Here is a 17,245-nt window from a genome sequence, read left to right on the forward strand (position 1 = left end):
CTACGCGGCGACAGTCGGCGCAATGGTAGCGTTGTCGATCCCGACCTTCTGGTTTGGGTTGATCGCGATTTACATCTTCTCGCTCCGGCTCAAATGGCTGCCGGCCGGTAACATGTACACGATCGGCAATGGCTCGCTCGGCGACTACGCGATCCATCTCATCATGCCGAGCATCGTTCTTGCGCTGGTCAATGTCGCCGTGTGGAGCCGCTACATGCGCACCGCGACGCTCGACGTCATCAACCAGGATTTCGTCCGAACGGCCCGGGCCAAGGGGCTGAGTTCCCGACGCGTGTTGATCCGCCATATCCTCGGAAACGCCCTGCTGCCGATGATCACGCTGCTGGGACTGCAACTGCCGACAATACTGGGTGGCGCCCTGGTGACGGAAACTGTCTTTACCTGGCCCGGCATGGGGCGGCTGTTCCTCGATAGTCTCGGTTACAGCGACTACCCCGTGGTGATGGGCCTGTTGATGATGTCCGCGGTCCTCGTCCTGGTCGGCAATCTGGCCGCGGACCTCACCGTCGCGTTCGTCGATCCGCGCATTCGATTGAGCTGAGGAACGAAGCGATGACCCAGTCGGATTTCCTTGTCCCCACCCACGCCAGGCAACGCTGGTGGCATAGCCGCAGCGTGCGCCGATTTGCCCGTCATCGACTGGCCATGTTCGGCCTGGTGATGATCATCGTTCTGGTGCTGGCCTGCGTCTTCGGACCCTTGCTGCTGCCCTTTGACGATCTCTACATCGACCTGCGTGGCCGGTTCTCGCCGCCGTTCACGGGCTATCATTTCTTCGGCACCGATCCGCTTGGCCGCGACATCGCGGCGCGCCTCTTCATGGCCGGCCGCATTTCGCTCCTGGTCGGCTTCGCCGCGATGATCATCAGCACGGTCTTCGGAACCGTGCTCGGGATCGCCGCCGGCTTCTTCGGCGGCCGCATCGGCACGGTACTGATGCGTTTCGTCGACGCGATGCTGTCCTTTCCCAACATCTTCCTGCTGCTGGCGATGGCGGCCTTCATCAAGCCGAGCCCGATCATGATCACCCTGATCATCGCGGCAACGAGCTGGATGGAAATCGCGCGCATCGTGGAGGCGGAAGTGCGTTCGTTGCGCGAACGCGACTTCGTCGTCGCCGCCCGCATGCTCGGGCTCAGCAACAGCCACATCATGTTTCGCGAGCTGTTGCCCAATGCGATCGGTCCGATCATCGTCGCGGCCACGCTTACCGTTGCCCGCGCCATCCTTCTGGAAGCCTATGTCAGCTTTCTCGGCTACGGCATCCAGCCTCCGCTGCCGAGTTGGGGCAACATGCTGAACGGCGCCCAGCAATATCTCGACAGCGCGCCGTGGCTGGCAATCGTTCCTGGTGCCGCAATCACACTGGCGGTCACCAGTTTCAACTTCATCGGCGACGGATTGCGCGATGCGCTCGACGCACGAAGCGACATGCTGTGAGGCCGCCCGGAATGGCAAGGTTTTCGCCGTTTGAAGTCTCGCTCTGGTATGCGACCGCGCCGCCGGCGCCAGAGACCAGCCCTCTGCAAGGACGCAGGCGGGCGGACGTCTGCATCGTCGGCGGCGGCTACACCGGGTTGACCACCGCACTCGATCTCGCCCGTGACGGCATAGACGTCGTTCTGCTCGAAGCCCAGGAGATCGGGTTCGGCGGCTCGGGCCGCAATGCCGGCCACTGTACGCCAACCTTCACCCATTACAGCCTGCCCGAACTGCGTGCCATGCTGGGCGAGCCGTGGGCCGAACGGCTGATCGCCCGGCAGACAGGGGCAAACAAACAAGTCGCTGGGATGATCGAGCGCTATGGCATCGATTGCGAATGGCAACAGAACGGCTACGTCATGGGCGCGCTTACGCCAGGCGCTGTCGCCAACCTCGAGGCAAAGGCGCAGCAATACAATGCCGTCGGCGCCAAGACGCGGGTGCTCGACAGGCAGGCGAGCGAGGAGATGACCGGCAGCCCGCGATATTATGGCGGCTGGTTTCATTCCGAGGCCGGTCACCTCAATCCATTGGGATATGCAAGAGGCCTAGCACGTGCCGTCATGGAGGAAGGTGGCACAATCCACACTGGGTCGCCGGTCCGCGATGTCGTGCGACAGGATGGTGCCTGGGCAGTGCACGCAGGCGAAGGAACCGTCGTCGCCGACAAGGTCATCTTTGCGACCGGCGCCTACACCGTCGACGGATGGCCCGGCCTCGACCGGACCTACAGGATCCAGAGGGTGTTTGTCGCCGCCACCCAACCGCTGACCGCCAGCGAACGCCAAACCATCCTGCCGCGCGACACGACGATGCATGACGGCCGCGGCGACATCTTTGTCTACAAGTACAACGCCGAGGGACGGATCGTCGCCTCGATGTTCCCGATGGGCCGGCGCGGCCGGGACCTGGCCTTTACGCATCGCCTCATGTCCGACCGCCTGCGCTGGCTCCATCCGCAGCTCAGCAGCGACTTGAGATGGGAGTATTTCTGGTTCGGCGAGTTGGACATGCAGAAGCGCACCATCCCGAGATTCTATCAACTCGCGCCGGGCGTCGTCGCGTTGACGGGGCTATCCGGTCGCGGCGTGCCTACCGGAAGCATGCTCGGCGGCATACTCGGCGAATGGGCGAAGGGCGTTCCTGAAAAAGACCTTTCGCTGAAACTCGAACCGCTCCGGCGGGCACCCTTCTTCATGTCGTTCGCTCCGGCCGCGATGTTACGATACTATCGCGTCTCGGACTGGCTGCGGGCAAAGGCTAGCGGGTCTCAACTCCCACCCCACGCCTAGCCAGGATCGAATGGAAGATTTCGCGACGCCTTCGGACCTGAGTCTGGCACTGGCAGACAAGGGTATGCGCTCCTCGATCCGTCAAAAATTTGCGCTCTTGAATTCAAAAGGGAATTTCGGCGATTCAAAATCCGCTCGATTTCAGCGACTATCGGCATCGATCGGTCGGCTTTCGATAGCGCCGCGACGAATCGCGACCCGCTTGGCGCCGGAGAAAGACCGTCAACCAAGACCGAGCGGTCCGTTTGATTGCGACCGACATCCGCTCACCGCCGTGGCGTGCCTCACTTGCCGTACGACGCAAGGAACACGTGCACGCCGGCTGCGGCGTGTCGTCGAAGCTCCGCTGGCTTTGGAATCGCCTCGTCACCCAACAGCATGGCGCTGCTCAATGGCTCGCCCATAATCAACCAATTGAACTGGGAAGCAGCGGCAGCTGGATCATCGATCGCAATTAGGCCGCGCTCGGCCAAGCGCTCGAACAGCACTGCCATCGCCGCTATTGCGCGCCTGGGTCCGCCCTCAAAGAGCGCCCTCGCCAGTTCAGGGAAACGGCCGACCTCGCCGATCACCAGGCGACGCAGTTGCATGACGCGCGGCGTGAGCACAAGGCGGCCGGCAACGCAGCGCGCGCTCGGCTTCCCCTTGCATGCCGCCAATCCGCGTGTTAAATACTGAACCACATGGTTCAGTATTTCCGGCCCCGCCTCGATGCCTCGTTCGCCGCGCTCTCGGACGCCAACCGACGCGGCGTTCTGGAGCAACTCGGGCGTGCAGACGCTTCGATCACGGACCTTGCCGAGAAGTTCCACATGACCCTCACGGGCATGAAGAAGCATGTCAGCGTCTTGGAGCAGGCGGGGCTCGTCACCACGGAGAAGGTCGGGCGCGTGCGGACCTGCAAGCTCGGCCTGCGCGGACTGGAGGAAGAGGCGGCATGGATCGAGAGGTACCGCCAGCTCTGGGACGCACGCTTCGACGAGTTGGACAAGGTTGTCGAGGAATTGAAACGGAAGGAGAAAGTCGATGGACGAAAGAAGAGATAGTGAGCCCACCCCCATGAAGAACCGCACGACGGTGGAACGCAAGTCCGAGCGTGAGCTCGTCGTTACGCGAACCTTCAACGGCCCGGCGCGCATCGTGTTCGAGGCGTGGACCAAGCCCGAGCTGTTCAAGCAGTGGTGGGCGCCGAAGTCGATGGGCATGTTCCTGCGTTCCTGCGAGATGGATGTTCGTGTCGGGGGCAGGTACCGTTTGGTGTTCGGCCACGATGGCTCAAACCCTGACGAGTTCTTCGGTAGGTATATCGAAGTGACACCGCACTCGCGCCTCGTCTGGACCAATGACGAAGGTGGTGACGGTGGACCCGTCACCACGGTGACCTTCGAGGAAAAAGGTGGCAAGACGCTGCTGGTCATGCACGAACTCTATCCCTCGAAGGAAGCTCTCGACGCTGCCGGCACCGGGGCGGCGGATGCGATGGGCGAGACGTTCGAGCAACTGGACGAGCTTCTCGTCACGCTGGGCGCGAGCGTGGGGCGGTCATGAAGTCGTCGATCTCGCGGTCGGCCGCCTGGCTCTTCACTACGCGGAAGAGAACCCCGACGAGGTCGTCGCCGCCCTCTGCGGACCTACGAGACCATCATCAACCCCATTGGCAACACGACCAACCGAGGTTGGTCTCGTCGTGCGCGTCCGACTCGATCGTCGGCGCTATCCCATCGGCAAGAATATCTCAAAGAAGGAACTGCGAGAACTGAAGGTCGAGTGCGAAGAGTTTCACGGCGAGTGGGACTACGTCATCAGATCGCGCATGGAACGCCGGATTTGATCATGGCGCAAATTCCCTTGTTAGTACCGTTGGCGTTGGTCGTGCGCGTGATTGGAAAATTGACATTGCGCTATCGCGATGCTCGACGCCCCGTAGAGGCAACGTGTTCCCGCTTACGACGTCCTCGTCCTGAATGCGTCCATAGAGTTGATCATGACATCATCGAGTGACCTTGAGCCGATCGGCTCTTACAAACGTCGTGAGGCTGAGACCGTACGCCCCGATTCTCCGGCTGATACGGCTGACTATCCGTGTCATTCGCATGCTATCGATCACAAGACTACGCAACGCTATCCAAATCTATCCGACGCTATCCCCGTCATTCCCACTCGATTGTTTCAACCCATGATAACCCATTGATCTCGCGAAGCAATTTGTTTGCGCTCTGCGCAGCTGCCGTCAGGCATAACCGTCAAAAATTTGGTTTTTGATTGACGAATTTCGGCTGCCCGAGGGAATCCATCTATCGCCTACTATCGGCGTTTTCGGCAGACCGACGGACTCCTCCCCAGTACGGTACACTCGCAGAAAGTACCGTCCGCGCGGTATATTCAGGGACTTGTCCCGACGCCTGCGCGAGCTTTTCTGCCCGGTTTGATCGCCCGACGATCACCGCCGCGGCCCGAATGCGCTTGACAAGATAGCGCTGGCCAGCTCAATTTCGATGCATTCACCAGGGGAGTCCCGGCAAGGGGCTGAGATACTGCTGGCTTTCGCGGCGCAGTGACCCGTTGAACCTGATCCAGTTCATACTGGCGTAGGGACGGTGCAAGCGCTTTGCGGGAGTTCGTGCCCGAGGTCCTGTTTCGAGCAGGTCGACCAAAGCGTCTTTTCATCCTTCCGGCACAGAACTGGGTCTCCAATGCATGAGCAAAGGAGCCTCAAGATGAATGCCCTCACCCCCGCGGTGTCGACGGGACCGCTGCCCGCCTCTCGGAAAATCCACAAGTCCGGCGTCCTCCATCCGCAGATCAGGGTGCCGATGCGCGAAATCTCCGTCCATCCGACGGCGGGCGAACCGCCTGTCGCCGTCTACGATCCGTCCGGCCCCTATACCGACCCGACTGTCGAAACCGACATCGAAAAAGGCCTCGCCCGACTTCGCCACGAATGGATTTTGGCGCGTGGCGATGTCGAAGCCTATGACGGCCGCCATGTCCGGCCGGAAGACAATGGATTCGCCGCTGGCGAGCGCCTGACGCCGGAATTTCCCGTTCGCAACCGGCCGCTCAGGGCCAGATCAGGCAAGGTGGTGACCCAGCTTGCCTATGCGCGCGCCGGCATCATCACGCCCGAAATGGAGTTCGTCGCCATCCGTGAGAACCTCGGCCGCGAGATCGTCCGCGGCAAGCTGCAACGCGACGGCGAAGCCTTCGGCGCGGCGCTTCCCGATTTCGTGACGCCGGAATTCGTGCGTGACGAAGTGGCGCGCGGGCGGGCAATCATTCCCGCCAACATCAATCATCCCGAAAGTGAGCCGATGATCATCGGCCGCAATTTCCTGGTCAAGATCAATGCCAATATCGGCAACTCCGCTGTCACCTCCTCGATGGCCGAAGAGGTCGAAAAGATGGTCTGGGCGGTCCGCTGGGGCGCCGATACAGTGATGGACCTGTCGACCGGCCGCAACATCCACAACATCCGCGACTGGATCGTGCGCAATTCACCGGTGCCGATCGGCACGGTGCCGCTTTACCAGGCACTCGAAAAGGTCGGCGGCATCGCCGAGGACCTGACCTGGGAGGTCTACCGCGACACGCTGATCGAACAGGCCGAACAGGGCGTCGACTATTTCACCATCCATGCCGGCGTGCGGCTGCACTACATCCCGCTGACCGTTGACCGGGTCACAGGCATCGTCTCGCGCGGTGGCTCGATCATGGCCAAATGGTGCCTGCACCATCACCGGGAAAGCTTCCTTTACGAGCATTTCGCGGAGATCTGCGACATCTGCCGCGCCTATGACGTGTCCTTCTCGCTCGGCGACGGTCTTCGTCCCGGCTCGATCGCCGACGCCAATGACGCAGCACAATTCGCCGAGCTGGAAACGCTCGGCGAGCTGACGAAGATCGCCTGGGCGAAGGATTGCCAGGTGATGATCGAGGGCCCTGGCCACGTGCCGATGCACAAGATCAAGGCGAACATGGACAAGCAGCTCGCTGTCTGTGGCGAGGCGCCGTTCTACACGCTGGGGCCGCTGACGACCGACATCGCGCCGGGCTATGACCACATCACCTCAGGCATCGGCGCCGCCATGATCGGTTGGTTCGGCACCGCCATGCTCTGCTACGTCACGCCCAAGGAGCATCTCGGCCTTCCCGATCGCAACGATGTCAAGACCGGCGTGATCACCTACAAGATCGCCGCCCACGCCGCCGACCTGGCGAAGGGTCATCCGGCGGCGAAAATCAGGGATGATGCCCTTTCCCGCGCGCGCTTCGAGTTCCGCTGGGAGGACCAGTTCAACCTGTCGCTCGACCCCGAAACCGCGCGGTCCTTTCACGACCAGACCTTGCCCAAGGAGGCGCACAAGCTGGCGCATTTCTGCTCGATGTGCGGACCGAAATTCTGTTCCATGCGCATCTCCCACGACATTCGCGCCGAGGCACAGAAGGAGGGCATGGCTGCGATGGCGGCGAAATACCGCGAGGGTGGCGATCTCTACATGCCAGCTGGCGAGACCGGCGTGCCACTCATGCCAGAGGCGCCGGAACCGTCATGAGGGTGCTGGTCAAAGGGGCCGGCGTCGCCGGCCTCACCGCCGCCTTCGAACTCGCCGCCCGCGGCGCGACGGTCACGGTCGCCGAGATCCGGCATGGCCTTGGTGGCAATGCGTCGTGGTTCGCCGGCGGCATGCTGGCGCCATGGTGCGAGCGTGAAAGCGCTGAGCAGCCGGTGCTGGACCTTGGCCGCGACGCCGCCAACTGGTGGAATGCGGTACTGCCGGGTCAGGTGACGCGGGCCGGAACACTGGTCGTGGCCGCGCCGCGCGATACTGGCGAACTCGACCGGTTCGCCAGCCGCACGTCGGGGCATCGCCGTGTTGGTAAAGACGAGATTGCGATCTTGGAGCCCGACTTAGCCGGCCGCTTCCGGCGCGGATTGCTCTTCCCCGATGAGGCTCATCTCGACCCGCGCCAGGCGATGGCAGCACTTCATGACAAGCTTGCAGCCATGGGTGTCGAAGTCCACTTCGGCACCGACGCCCGGCATGTTTCCGGTTTCGATCGTCAGATCGACTGCACGGGAATGGCCGCCGTCGATAACAGGCTGCGCGGCGTTCGCGGCGAAATGCTGGTCCTGCACACGCCCGACATCTCGCTGTCGCGCCCGGTCCGGTTGCTTCATCCGCGCTTTCCGCTCTACGTGGTGCCGCGTGCCGACGCCCAGTTCATGATCGGCGCGACGATGATTGAAAGCCAATCCGGGGAGCCGGTCACGGTCCGTTCGATGATGGAGCTTCTGGGTGCTGCCTACGCCCTCCATCCGGCCTTTGGCGAGGCCGAGATCGTTGAAACCGGTGTCGGCGTCCGTCCTGCCTTTCCCGACAATCTGCCGCGTGTCGAGGCACGTGGAGGCACCGTCGCGATCAACGGGCTTTATCGCCATGGCTTTCTTCTTGCGCCCGCCATGGCGCGCCAGGCGGCCGACCTGGTTTTCCATCAAGACGGAACGAAGGAGCTTGGTTATGAAACTGATCGTCAACGGCGAAGCGCATGAGGTTGCCGCCACCACGCTGGCCGAACTGCTTGCCGCTCTCGATTATGAGGGCGATTGGCTCGCAACGGCCGTCAACAGCGACCTCGTGCACAAAGCCAACCGGGCGGAATTCCAGTTGAGCGACGGCGACCGTATTGAAATCCTCTCGCCCATGCAGGGAGGCTAACATGTTCGATCTTCTCGGGATGACGCTTCAGTCCCGCCTGCTTCTCGGCACCGCTCAATATCCTTCGCCGGCCATCCTTGCCGATGCAGTCAAGGCGTCGGGCACGTCGGTGGTGACCGTCTCGTTGCGCCGTGAGATGGCAGGCGGCAGGGCTGGCGAAAAATTCTGCTCGTTGATCCGCTCGCTCGGCGTAGGAATCCTGCCCAACACTGCCGGCTGCCACTCCGTCAAGGAGGCGGTCACGACCGCGAACATGGCGCGCGAAGTCTTCGGTACGACCTGGATCAAGCTCGAAGTGATCGGCAACCACGACACGCTGCAGCCGGACGTGTTCGGCCTGGCCGAAGCCGCCCGCATCCTGTGCGAGGACGGTTTTGCGGTATTCCCCTATACCACCGACGACCTTGTCGTTGCCGAGCGGCTGCTAGAAGCGGGCTGCAAGGTCTTGATGCCGTGGTGCGCGCCGATCGGTTCCGCCCTCGGGCCGGTCAACATCATGGCGCTGCGCTCTATGCGCGGACATTTCCCAGGTATCCCGCTGATTGTGGATGCGGGACTCGGACGACCGTCGCACGCGGCAACCGTCATGGAGCTCGGCTTTGATGCCGTGCTGCTGAACACCGCAGTCGCCAAGGCGGCCGATCCGGTCGGTATGGCGCGCGCGTTCGGCAAGGCGGTCGATGCCGGTCGTGAAGCTTTCAGCTCGGGAATGCTCGAACCGCGCGACGTCGCCGTGCCATCGACGCCGACGATCGGCAGGGCAGTTTTTTCATGAAGCTCGATCCCTTCTACCTGATCGTCGACAGCGCTGCCTGGATCGAACGGCTGTTGCCGCTCGGCGTCAAGCTGGTGCAGCTGCGCATCAAGAGCATGGATGAAGCCGGGTTGCGCGCGGAGATCCGCAAGGCCAAGGCTTTATGCGCCCAGCACCAATGCCGGTTCATCGTCAACGACCACTGGCGCCTGGCAATCGAGGAAGGCTGCGACTTCGTCCATCTCGGCCAGGAGGATTTGCTATCCGCCGACCTCGCGCGGATACGGGCAGCCGGCGTGAAGGTCGGGGTCAGCACGCATGATCATGTCGAACTGGAAACGGCCATGGCCGCCATGCCCAACTACGTCGCGCTCGGCCCCATTTATCCCACCATCCTGAAGAAGATGAAATGGGCGCCGCAAGGGCTCGAACGGATCAGCGAGTGGAAGCGCCGGGTCGCGCCGATCCCATTGGTCGCCATTGGCGGCCTCAACCCTAAGCGGCTCGACGGTGTTTTCGAGGCTGGCGCAGACAGCGCGGCAGTGGTCACCGACATCACATTGAACGCCGATCCCGAAGCGCGCACGCGAGAATGGATCGAAAAGACAAAGCGATGGCGCTGAGGCGAGAACCGCATGTGCTCGTCGTCGGTGGATCGGACTCCAGCGGCGGCGCCGGAATAGCACGCGATATCGAGACGATCGCTTCCATTGGCGTGCGCACCTGTCTTGCTGTCACCGCGCTGACGGTGCAAACGCACGAAGCCGTCATGGAAATCAGTCATTCGTCACCGAACTTGGTGGCCGATCAGATGCGCGCCTCGCTGCAGGCCAACGAAGTGGCGGCCATCAAGATCGGTATGCTCGCGACGGCCGAGATCGTCGTTGCCGTTGTCGCTGTGCTGCGCGAAAATCCGCAAGTGCCGGCAGTACTCGACCCGGTGCTGGCCTCCACCTCAGGCCGGGCGCTCCTGGAAGCCGATGCCGTCGCCGTCATGAAGCGTGATCTGATGCCGCTTTGCCGCCTCGTGACACCCAATCTCCTCGAACTGGCGCTCCTTGTTGGCGCGGAACCGGCGGCGGATGAGAGCGGCGCGGTGAGACAGGGACGGGAATTGCTGGTAGCTGGCGCGCGGGCCCTGCTGATCAAGGGTGGCCACGCTGCGGGACCCCGTTCGATAGATATTCTGTTGAGGCGCGATCAGGAACCAATCCGCTTCGACTCGCCACGCCTTCCCGCATCGATGCGCGGGACGGGCTGCATGCTGGCCAGCGCGATTGCGGCGCACCTAGCGAAGGCGAGCCCACTCGAAGACAGCGTGCGCGAAGGCAAGCTGTTTGTGTTCGAGAAGCTCCAGAAGAATGCAGCCGAATGACCGTGGCCTTATGGTCAAGTCGATCGGCCGAGGGTAACCGTTCGCCCGCCTAAGCCGATGTCCGTCTTTCGACACCTAAGTCGTTGAATGCTGTCATGGGCGCGAAGCAGGCCGCCGATTCGCACGCCATAGCACGCTGTAGCCCTCTGCGAGACTGAACGGGATTTACTTCCGAGGCAACGACATGTCAGATCGGCCAAGCGGTCAGGAAGGAGTGCAGGAAATTGGTCGCAGGCAAAAGGCGCGCACTGAAAAATGGGGATCGATAGGGCTGCCGTTTCTACACTGCGGCCGCAGTTCCCTCTACTCTCACTCCATTGTATCCTGGAAAACTAAACTATTGATTCCAAAAAGGAATTATTTTTCAAATTTTTGGATACCGTCAAAAATACCGTCACATAACTGATTGAATCCAAATCTGCGACAGAATAGGTCGCAGTATCCGAAACCCCGCCGATCGCCGCACGGTTAAGTTCTGCAACAACGCTATACGTCCTGCTCGCAACAGTCGAGGACTTCGCCGGACGACCGGCCGAAGCGCGGCTGCTGGTGGAGAGTTTGCGAAGGAAGTCTCCCGACTTCACTCTCGCCGATGTACGCGCTCCGCTATCGCGAGACGGAGAACCTCGAGCGAACGCTCTCGGCGCTGAAGGTTGCAAGGCTGCCCGGATAGGGTCGGGGCGCCTCGGAGAGCCTTGCGTCCGAAACCAACCATTCAGCCACTATCAGCCCGTGAGGCGCGCACGAAACAACGTGCAGCCGTCCGTCAGGCGCGACCTGGAGATATCCCGGAATCCAGCCTCGGTCATCCACGCGCGATACTGACCTTCAGTGTACGATTCGCCGTGGCGATAGAGGTTCAAGAAGGTGAGATTCAGAAAGACACCCTCAGGCGGGCCGAGGCGGTCGTCATCGACGACACCCCACCCCGCAATTGCGATCTCGCCTCCGGGTGTGAGGCAACGCGCCGCGTTCAGGATCGAACTGCGCGCCTGGTCCGGCGGAAGGACCTGGACGACAATCGCCAGATCGTGCCGACCGATCGATGGTGCGACAGTTATGTCCCCCTCTTCGACAACCACGTCGTCGGCACCGTACTCTGACAGGATATCTGGCGCGACCGCTGCGACTGTTGGGAGTTCCATCAGCGTCGCCGCAATCTGCGGCCGCCGCTCGCGAAGTCCGACGAGAATGGTCCCGGGGCCCCCGCCGATGTCGATCACCGAACCGATCGCCGAGAGGTCCATCTCCCGGGCCAGATGTCGGCCGAAAATCACCCCGCCCGGTGCGAGCATGCGGCTGAAGGCCGCCGCGGCCTCGGGCCCCGCTTCGGAAAAGTCGTGCAGCGCAGCCGGCCGGTTCTGTCGCAGCGACTCTGCGGTCAGCAGGTCGGCTCCCCAGAGCTCGCGCAGGAGCGCATGATCGCCGCCGCGATAGGTCGGCTTGGACGCGTCGAGGAAGGCCGACGCTTCGGCTCCGTTGCGAAATTGACCATCCTTGACTTCGAGGAGACCGATGCTGGCGAGCGCGTAGAGGAGCCGCGACAGACGATCGGGCTCGACTTTGAGCGCGGCCCCAAGGCTGTCAGCAGTCACCGCGTTGCCACCGAGCCGGGTGAAGATGCCAAGGTCCAGCCCGGCGCGAAGCGCCAAGGCGGGGGGCACCGCTGCGATCAGGTTGTCGATCCGATCAGAATCCACCATCACATCCCCTTCCGCGATCCAGGACCGACTTTGAAGCAGCCAGGTGATGGGCACGAACGGAGGTGCTGTCAATTATCTGAATATTGCCGTCGCGCGCTGCGGCAATAGTGTCCATAAGCCTGTCCCACACCCCAGCCTTTCGCCATCGCACGAAGCGGTTGCAACAGGTGGTGCGGGGGCCATATCGCTCCGGCAGGTCGCGCCATGCTGCGCCAGACCGCAGCACCCAGAAGATGCCATTCAGTATTCGGCGGTCGAGGCTCGTTTCGCCGAATTTTGCAGGTCTTTCCCCCTACTCCCACTCGATTGTTTAAACAGCATATAACTCATTGACATTACTGTAAAATATTTTTCATCACCTTGCAAAGTCCGACACCAGAACCGTCAAAAAATTACGCTTTTGATTTTAAAGGGAAAATCGCCACAAAAAGATATTTGAGGTTTCGCCAACTATCGGGGCCAATCGGCCGATTTTTTTGCACCTTGCGGCGTTCGACGCCGCGCCCAAGCCGTCTCGAAAAGTACCGTCACCGCCCCAGCTAAGGCATTAGCGAGAGGCCATAGCGATCGACAAGCAACCGGTGTTGCACACACCCTGCTGCCGGCGGTGTGTTGCGAGCGCTGGCATCCACTCGATTCCTGGCGAAATTCCGGCTAGCTTGGGCGATAGATGGCTCAGTTCTGGTCGGTGAATCATAATCAGACCGCCCGTCAAGGGATTGATGGGCAGCACCTTTGGTCCCTCAAGACCGAGAGCAATGGCGCGCGAAATGAGTTCCGCAACAACATGCGCCGTGCGACGCCCGGCGACCCTGTCGTTTCGTATGCCGATCAAGCAGTTGACTATATGGGCAGGATAGCGGAATTCGCCTTCGCCGTTCCGAAACCAATGGAGTTAGGAGAGACCGGAGCTTATTGGAATCAAGAGGGATGACTTCTGCCGATCTTTTGGACACCGCTTTCCCCTTCGATCCATCCCATCACAACAACAGGGAGTCTCGGCCCACTCCCGCCGAGGCGATATTCGGTAATCCATCTAGTTTCGGACTCAGGCAATCAGAAAGCCTACCTGACAGGCATTCCACAGAAGTAATACAAATTGAAAACCGCGGCCTCATGTTTCAAAACCAGGATTGTTTCGAAGCCGGCGGGTCGCTCACGGTCCTCAAAGCGAGAATTCTAAGAGACGTTCAACAATGACCCAGCACGCAGAAAACGCTCGAATTCTCATGTACAGCCACGACACGTTCGGGCTCGGCCACTTGCAGCGCTGCCGGACCATCGCGCATTCGCTGGTCGAGGATTTCCGCGGACTTCAGGTGCTTATCATTTCGGGTGCGACTATCGCTGGCGCCTTCGACTACCGCGCCCGTGTCGACTTCGTGAAAATCCCCAGCGTCATCAAGCTGCGCAACGGCGAATACACCTCGCTGGAAAAGGACATCGATCTGCATGAGACGTTACGGATGCGCCAGTCGATCATCCGCCATACAGCTGAGACCTTCCGGCCGGATATCTTCATCGTCGACAAGGAACCGCTCGGCCTGCGCGGTGAGATTGAGGACACGCTGTCCTACCTCAAGACGCGGGGCACCACGTTGGTGCTTGGCCTGCGCGAGGTGATGGATGCGCCGCATCTGCTCGAAGCAGAGTGGGCACGCAGGGATGTGATGCGCAAGATAGCCCTGTTCTACGACAAGGTCTGGGCCTATGGCCCGCCGGATTTCTACGATCCGTTGACCGGCTTGGACGTGCCGCCGGCTGTCAGGGCAAAGATGAGGTTCGTCGGTTTCTTGCAACGGAGCCTGCAGCGGAACGAGTTGCCCGGCCACCGGCCCGAGGGCGACTATATCCTCGTTACCACCGGTGGTGGCGGTGACGGCGCCGAACTGATCCACGACGTCATCGATGCCTATCAGCAGGATCCGCAATTGCAGCATAGGGCCCTGATCGTGCTTGGGCCTTACATGCCGGCGCGCAAGCGCAACAAGCTGCTCAAGAAGGGGTCCAAGATCCCCTACATCAAGATCATCGAGTTCGACAACCGCATGGAAGACCTGATTGCCGGCGCCAAGGCGGTAGTGGCCATGGGCGGTTACAACACCTATTGCGAGATACTATCTTTCGACAAGCCGGCGCTGATCGTGCCGCGCATCGAGCCCCGCCAGGAACAACTGATCCGCGCTCGGCGGGCAGCCGAACTCGGCCTCATCGAGATGCTTTTACCGGAGGAAGCCAAGGATTCCCAGCGGTTTGCCGATGCACTGGTGGCGCTGCCGGACCGGCCCCACCCATCACAGAGCAATCCGCATCTGACGCTGGAAGGGCTGCCTCATATTTCCGAAATCGTCGCGGAACTACTCGACCGGCGGGCCGGCCATCACCTTTCGGTCATTGAAGGAATGACCTGAGTTGCAACATCGCAAGATCGTCGTGGTTCTGAAGGGCTATCCTCGGCTGTCGGAAACCTTCATCGCGCAGGAACTGCTCGGTCTGGAGCGTGCAGGTTTCGACCTGATACTCGTCGCGCTCAGGCGGCCGACCGACGCAAAACGCCACCCCGTGCATGACGAGATCAAAGCTCCCGTCCATTATCTGCCGGAATATCTGCATGAAGAGCCGCTGCGCGTGGTTCGCTCGCTGTTTGCTTATCTGCTGCGGCCGGGCTTCTGGCGCGCGCTCGGATCGCTGGCTGCCGATATGCCCCGCGACTTTTCGCGCAATCGAGCGCGCCGCTTCGGGCAAGCGCTCGTGCTGGCGGCCGAATGGCCGGAAGGCGCGGGCTGGCTGCATGCACATTTCGCGCACACACCGGCATCGGTGACGCGCTATGCCAGCCAGCTTCGTGGCCTGCCCTGGACCTGCTCGGCCCATGCCAAGGACATCTGGACTTCGGCGGACTGGGATCTGGCCGGCAAGCTTTCCTCGGCGCGCTGGACGGTCACTTGCACGAAAACCGGCTTCGACCGCCTGAAAAAACTCGCTAACGGCAACTCGTCTGTGCATCTGAGCTATCATGGGCTCGACCTTGATCGCTTCGGCAGTTTCGGCGAGGCGCGAAAGCAGCATGACGGCTCGACGCCGGACGAACCGGTTGTCGTTCTGAGTGTCGGGCGCGCCGTTGAAAAGAAAGGTTACGATACCTTGCTGGAGGCTCTTGCCCTGTTGCCCGGTGATTTGGCGTGGCGTTTCGAGCATATCGGCGGCGGCGAGGAACTGGAACGGTTCAAGGCGCTGGCGCAAAAGCTCGGACTGGATGGTCGAGTCTCTTGGAAAGGCGCGCTTGCGCAGGAGGAGGTGCTTGAGCACTACCGCCGCGCCGACATCTTCGCCCTGGCCTGCAGGATCACCGCAAATGGCGACCGGGACGGTCTGCCGAATGTTCTGGTGGAGGCGGCTAGCCAGCGGCTTGCCTGCGTGTCGACCGATATTTCCGGCGTGCCGGAGCTTTTATCGCCGGATGAAACCGGGCTGCTGGTTCCGACGGAAAACCCAATTGCCCTGGCACAGGCGCTGGAGCGCCTGATCCGTGATCCCGTACTGCGCGCCCGCCTCGGCGACGCCGCAGAGCGGCGCGTGCGCGACGATTTCGATCATATGGCAAGCATTGGACAGCTCAAGGAACTGTTCGAGCGGGAGTGGCGGGCCGCCGAATGAAGCGGCTGCGCGCTTTCTTCTATGTCCAGCACCTGCTCGGCATCGGCCATCTCGCGCGCGCCAGCCGCATTGCGGCGGCTCTGGTCGATGACGGGTTTGACGTTACCGTCGTGACCGGCGGAGCGCCGATCGCCGGGTTTCCGGGACTGGGTGTACAATCTGTAACCCTGCCACCTGTCACCTCCGGTGATGAAGGATTTTCGGGACTTGTCGACCTGCAAGGCAACCCGATCGACGATGATTTCAAGAAATGGCGTTCAGAGATGCTGCTGCAGGCATTCCGGGATTGCAGGCCTGATATCGTCATTGTCGAGGCGTTTCCATTTGGACGCCGGCAGATGCGTTTCGAACTCTTGCCGCTGATCGAGGCCATCGACGCGACGTCGCCCAGACCGCTGCTGGCGACGTCCGTCCGTGATATCCTCCAGGAGCGCGTCAAGCTGGGCCGAAACGAGGAAACGGTCGATCTCATCAACAGGCATTTCGATCTTGTTATGGTCCACGGCGATCCGGCTTTCGCAACCATCGACAAGACATTTCCACTGGCTGGGGCGATCAGGGCCGAGGTCACCTACACGGGGCTCGTTGCCGCGCCGCCATCGCCCGCGGCCTCCGAGCGCTTCGACGTTCTGGTGTCGGTTGGCGGCGGGGCTGCCGGAAAGAGCCTTGTCAGATCCACCATCGCAGCGGCGCGGAATGCCAACAACGCTTGGAAATGGTGTTTGATCACCGGCCCAAACCTGCCGAAAGACGAGTTTGACGCGATCGCACGCGATGCCACGCCGGGCCTGTCCATCTTCCGGTTCCGCGAGGATTTCGCCAGCCTGCTGACCGGCGCCCGCCTGTCAATCTCGCAGGCGGGTTACAACACGGTCTGCGATGTCCTGCGCGCGGGTTGTCGCTCCCTGCTCGTCCCATTTGCAGCCGGCGGGGAAACCGAACAGACGGTTCGCGCCCTGATGCTCGAAGAACTCGGTCTTGCAACGGTGCTGATGGAAAAGGACCTGACGCCTGAAGGTTTGGCGCAAGCGATCGAACAAGCGCTTGGGGAACCGACGCCATCCGCGCATCGTCTCGATCTGGAAGGCGCGCGTCGCTCCGCGCAAATCCTGCGCGAGCGGCATCGAACATGGTCCCTAAAAATGGGGCCCGGTTTCGGAAAAGTTCATGATTAAACAGACGATAGATCCTAGAGCGGTTCATCGTTTCACGCAGAACCGCTCTGTCTCTTTGTTTTGACGCAA

Annotated in this window: 18 protein-coding genes, 1 pseudogene and 1 riboswitch; of the genes and pseudogenes, 16 read left to right on the forward strand and 3 right to left on the reverse strand. The window is 61.5% G+C overall.

The features are described 5' to 3' along the window. The 3 genes from NKJ94_RS28430 to NKJ94_RS28440 all read left to right on the forward strand — a co-directional run. Nucleotides 1–562, forward strand: a 562-nt coding sequence (locus tag NKJ94_RS28430) for an ABC transporter permease (RefSeq protein WP_352529861.1), incomplete at its 5' end; no start/stop codon positions are given. An 11-nt stretch (nt 563–573) separates the two neighbouring features. After that, nucleotides 574–1,461 (forward strand): ABC transporter permease, encoded by an 888-nt coding sequence (locus tag NKJ94_RS28435; RefSeq protein ID WP_352529862.1) that lies wholly within the window; start codon nt 574–576, stop codon nt 1,459–1,461. An 11-nt stretch (nt 1,462–1,472) separates the two neighbouring features. Further along, nucleotides 1,473–2,795 (forward strand): NAD(P)/FAD-dependent oxidoreductase, encoded by a 1,323-nt coding sequence (locus tag NKJ94_RS28440; protein WP_352529864.1) that lies wholly within the window; start codon nt 1,473–1,475, stop codon nt 2,793–2,795. Between the two features lie 284 nt (nt 2,796–3,079). On the opposite strand, the gene NKJ94_RS28445 is transcribed toward NKJ94_RS28440, so the two are convergent. Next, nucleotides 3,080–3,559 (reverse strand): TetR/AcrR family transcriptional regulator C-terminal domain-containing protein, encoded by a 480-nt coding sequence (locus tag NKJ94_RS28445; RefSeq protein ID WP_352529866.1) that lies wholly within the window; start codon nt 3,557–3,559, stop codon nt 3,080–3,082. Here NKJ94_RS28445 and NKJ94_RS28450 point away from each other — a divergent pair. The 9 genes from NKJ94_RS28450 to NKJ94_RS28490 all read left to right on the forward strand — a co-directional run bounded on the left by NKJ94_RS28450 (nt 3,479) and on the right by NKJ94_RS28490 (nt 10,641). Continuing rightward, nucleotides 3,479–3,841 (forward strand): ArsR/SmtB family transcription factor, encoded by a 363-nt coding sequence (locus NKJ94_RS28450; RefSeq protein ID WP_352529868.1) that lies wholly within the window; start codon nt 3,479–3,481, stop codon nt 3,839–3,841. The genes NKJ94_RS28445 and NKJ94_RS28450 overlap by 81 nt on opposite strands. After that, the gene (locus tag NKJ94_RS28455) at nt 3,822–4,343 is read left to right on the forward strand and encodes an SRPBCC family protein (protein ID WP_352529870.1); all 522 of its coding nucleotides are present in this window, start codon (nt 3,822–3,824) and stop codon (nt 4,341–4,343) included. The genes NKJ94_RS28450 and NKJ94_RS28455 overlap by 20 nt, the downstream gene beginning before the upstream one ends. Next, complete coding sequence (locus NKJ94_RS28460) at nt 4,270–4,626, forward strand: ISAzo13-like element transposase-related protein (RefSeq protein ID WP_352529872.1); 357 nt, start codon at nt 4,270–4,272, stop codon at nt 4,624–4,626. The genes NKJ94_RS28455 and NKJ94_RS28460 overlap by 74 nt, the downstream gene beginning before the upstream one ends. Before the next feature lie 665 nt (nt 4,627–5,291). Further along, nucleotides 5,292–5,408: riboswitch (TPP riboswitch) on the forward strand. A gap of 104 nt (nt 5,409–5,512) precedes the next feature. Continuing rightward, nucleotides 5,513–7,348, forward strand: a complete 1,836-nt coding sequence (gene thiC, locus NKJ94_RS28465) for a phosphomethylpyrimidine synthase ThiC (protein ID WP_352529874.1) — start codon at nt 5,513–5,515, stop codon at nt 7,346–7,348. After that, a complete protein-coding gene (gene thiO, locus NKJ94_RS28470; RefSeq protein ID WP_352529876.1) occupies nt 7,345–8,346 on the forward strand; it encodes a glycine oxidase ThiO in 1,002 nt (333 codons plus the stop codon). Before thiC ends, thiO begins: the two co-directional genes overlap by 4 nt. Beyond that, nucleotides 8,315–8,512 (forward strand): sulfur carrier protein ThiS, encoded by a 198-nt coding sequence (gene thiS, locus NKJ94_RS28475; protein ID WP_352529878.1) that lies wholly within the window; start codon nt 8,315–8,317, stop codon nt 8,510–8,512. The genes thiO and thiS overlap by 32 nt, the downstream gene beginning before the upstream one ends. 1 nt (nt 8,513) lies before the next feature. After that, complete coding sequence (locus NKJ94_RS28480) at nt 8,514–9,287, forward strand: thiazole synthase (RefSeq protein WP_352529880.1); 774 nt, start codon at nt 8,514–8,516, stop codon at nt 9,285–9,287. Further along, entirely contained in the window at nt 9,284–9,889 is a 606-nt protein-coding gene (locus NKJ94_RS28485; protein WP_352529882.1) for a thiamine phosphate synthase, read from the forward strand. The genes NKJ94_RS28480 and NKJ94_RS28485 overlap by 4 nt, the downstream gene beginning before the upstream one ends. Next, a complete protein-coding gene (locus tag NKJ94_RS28490) occupies nt 9,880–10,641 on the forward strand; it encodes a hydroxymethylpyrimidine/phosphomethylpyrimidine kinase (protein WP_352529884.1) in 762 nt (253 codons plus the stop codon). Before NKJ94_RS28485 ends, NKJ94_RS28490 begins: the two co-directional genes overlap by 10 nt. Before the next feature lie 725 nt (nt 10,642–11,366). Here NKJ94_RS28490 and NKJ94_RS28495 read toward each other — a convergent pair. After that, nucleotides 11,367–12,344: a methyltransferase gene (locus tag NKJ94_RS28495; protein WP_352529886.1), complete on the reverse strand. Its 978-nt coding sequence runs from the start codon at nt 12,342–12,344 to the stop codon at nt 11,367–11,369. 31 nt (nt 12,345–12,375) lie between these two features. Next, nucleotides 12,376–12,603: pseudogene (locus NKJ94_RS28500) on the reverse strand (transposase); the annotation flags it as partial. 411 nt (nt 12,604–13,014) lie between these two features. Here NKJ94_RS28500 and NKJ94_RS28505 point away from each other — a divergent pair. The 4 genes from NKJ94_RS28505 (at nt 13,015) to NKJ94_RS28520 (ending at nt 17,176) form a co-directional block, all read left to right on the forward strand. Beyond that, on the forward strand, nt 13,015–13,278 hold the full coding sequence (locus NKJ94_RS28505) for a hypothetical protein (RefSeq protein ID WP_352529888.1): 264 nt from the start codon (nt 13,015–13,017) through the stop codon (nt 13,276–13,278). Nucleotides 13,279–13,540: 262 nt separating this feature from the next. Next, nucleotides 13,541–14,755 carry a glycosyltransferase family protein gene (locus NKJ94_RS28510; RefSeq protein WP_352529890.1) on the forward strand — a complete coding sequence of 405 codons (1,215 nt, stop codon included), beginning with the start codon at nt 13,541–13,543 and terminating at the stop codon, nt 14,753–14,755. 1 nt (nt 14,756) lies between these two features. Further along, on the forward strand, nt 14,757–16,001 hold the full coding sequence (locus NKJ94_RS28515) for a glycosyltransferase (protein WP_352529892.1): 1,245 nt from the start codon (nt 14,757–14,759) through the stop codon (nt 15,999–16,001). Next, entirely contained in the window at nt 15,998–17,176 is a 1,179-nt protein-coding gene (locus NKJ94_RS28520; RefSeq protein ID WP_352529894.1) for a glycosyltransferase family protein, read from the forward strand. Before NKJ94_RS28515 ends, NKJ94_RS28520 begins: the two co-directional genes overlap by 4 nt. Nucleotides 17,177–17,245: the final 69 nt, after the last annotated feature.

This window comes from Mesorhizobium sp. M0060, assembly GCF_040323155.1.
Lineage (GTDB): Bacteria > Pseudomonadota > Alphaproteobacteria > Rhizobiales > Rhizobiaceae > Mesorhizobium.

Excerpts from the sequence above, each read along its gene's own strand:
- NKJ94_RS28460 (WP_352529872.1), top strand. The coding sequence starts at position 4,270 with ATGCGATGGGCGAGACGTTCGAGCAACTGGACGAGCTTCTCGTCACGC.
- NKJ94_RS28510 (WP_352529890.1), top strand. The coding sequence starts at position 13,541 with ATGACCCAGCACGCAGAAAACGCTCGAATTCTCATGTACAGCCACGAC.
- NKJ94_RS28455 (WP_352529870.1), top strand. The coding sequence starts at position 3,822 with ATGGACGAAAGAAGAGATAGTGAGCCCACCCCCATGAAGAACCGCACG.
- NKJ94_RS28490 (WP_352529884.1), top strand. The coding sequence starts at position 9,880 with ATGGCGCTGAGGCGAGAACCGCATGTGCTCGTCGTCGGTGGATCGGAC.
- thiS (WP_352529878.1), top strand. The coding sequence starts at position 8,315 with ATGAAACTGATCGTCAACGGCGAAGCGCATGAGGTTGCCGCCACCACG.
- NKJ94_RS28485 (WP_352529882.1), top strand. The coding sequence starts at position 9,284 with ATGAAGCTCGATCCCTTCTACCTGATCGTCGACAGCGCTGCCTGGATC.
- NKJ94_RS28520 (WP_352529894.1), top strand. The coding sequence starts at position 15,998 with ATGAAGCGGCTGCGCGCTTTCTTCTATGTCCAGCACCTGCTCGGCATC.
- thiO (WP_352529876.1), top strand. The coding sequence starts at position 7,345 with ATGAGGGTGCTGGTCAAAGGGGCCGGCGTCGCCGGCCTCACCGCCGCC.
- NKJ94_RS28440 (WP_352529864.1), top strand. The coding sequence starts at position 1,473 with ATGGCAAGGTTTTCGCCGTTTGAAGTCTCGCTCTGGTATGCGACCGCG.
- NKJ94_RS28450 (WP_352529868.1), top strand. The coding sequence starts at position 3,479 with ATGGTTCAGTATTTCCGGCCCCGCCTCGATGCCTCGTTCGCCGCGCTC.
- thiC (WP_352529874.1), top strand. The coding sequence starts at position 5,513 with ATGAATGCCCTCACCCCCGCGGTGTCGACGGGACCGCTGCCCGCCTCT.
- NKJ94_RS28480 (WP_352529880.1), top strand. The coding sequence starts at position 8,514 with ATGTTCGATCTTCTCGGGATGACGCTTCAGTCCCGCCTGCTTCTCGGC.
- NKJ94_RS28505 (WP_352529888.1), top strand. The coding sequence starts at position 13,015 with ATGGCTCAGTTCTGGTCGGTGAATCATAATCAGACCGCCCGTCAAGGG.
- NKJ94_RS28435 (WP_352529862.1), top strand. The coding sequence starts at position 574 with ATGACCCAGTCGGATTTCCTTGTCCCCACCCACGCCAGGCAACGCTGG.
- NKJ94_RS28495 (WP_352529886.1), bottom strand. The coding sequence starts at position 12,344 with ATGGTGGATTCTGATCGGATCGACAACCTGATCGCAGCGGTGCCCCCC.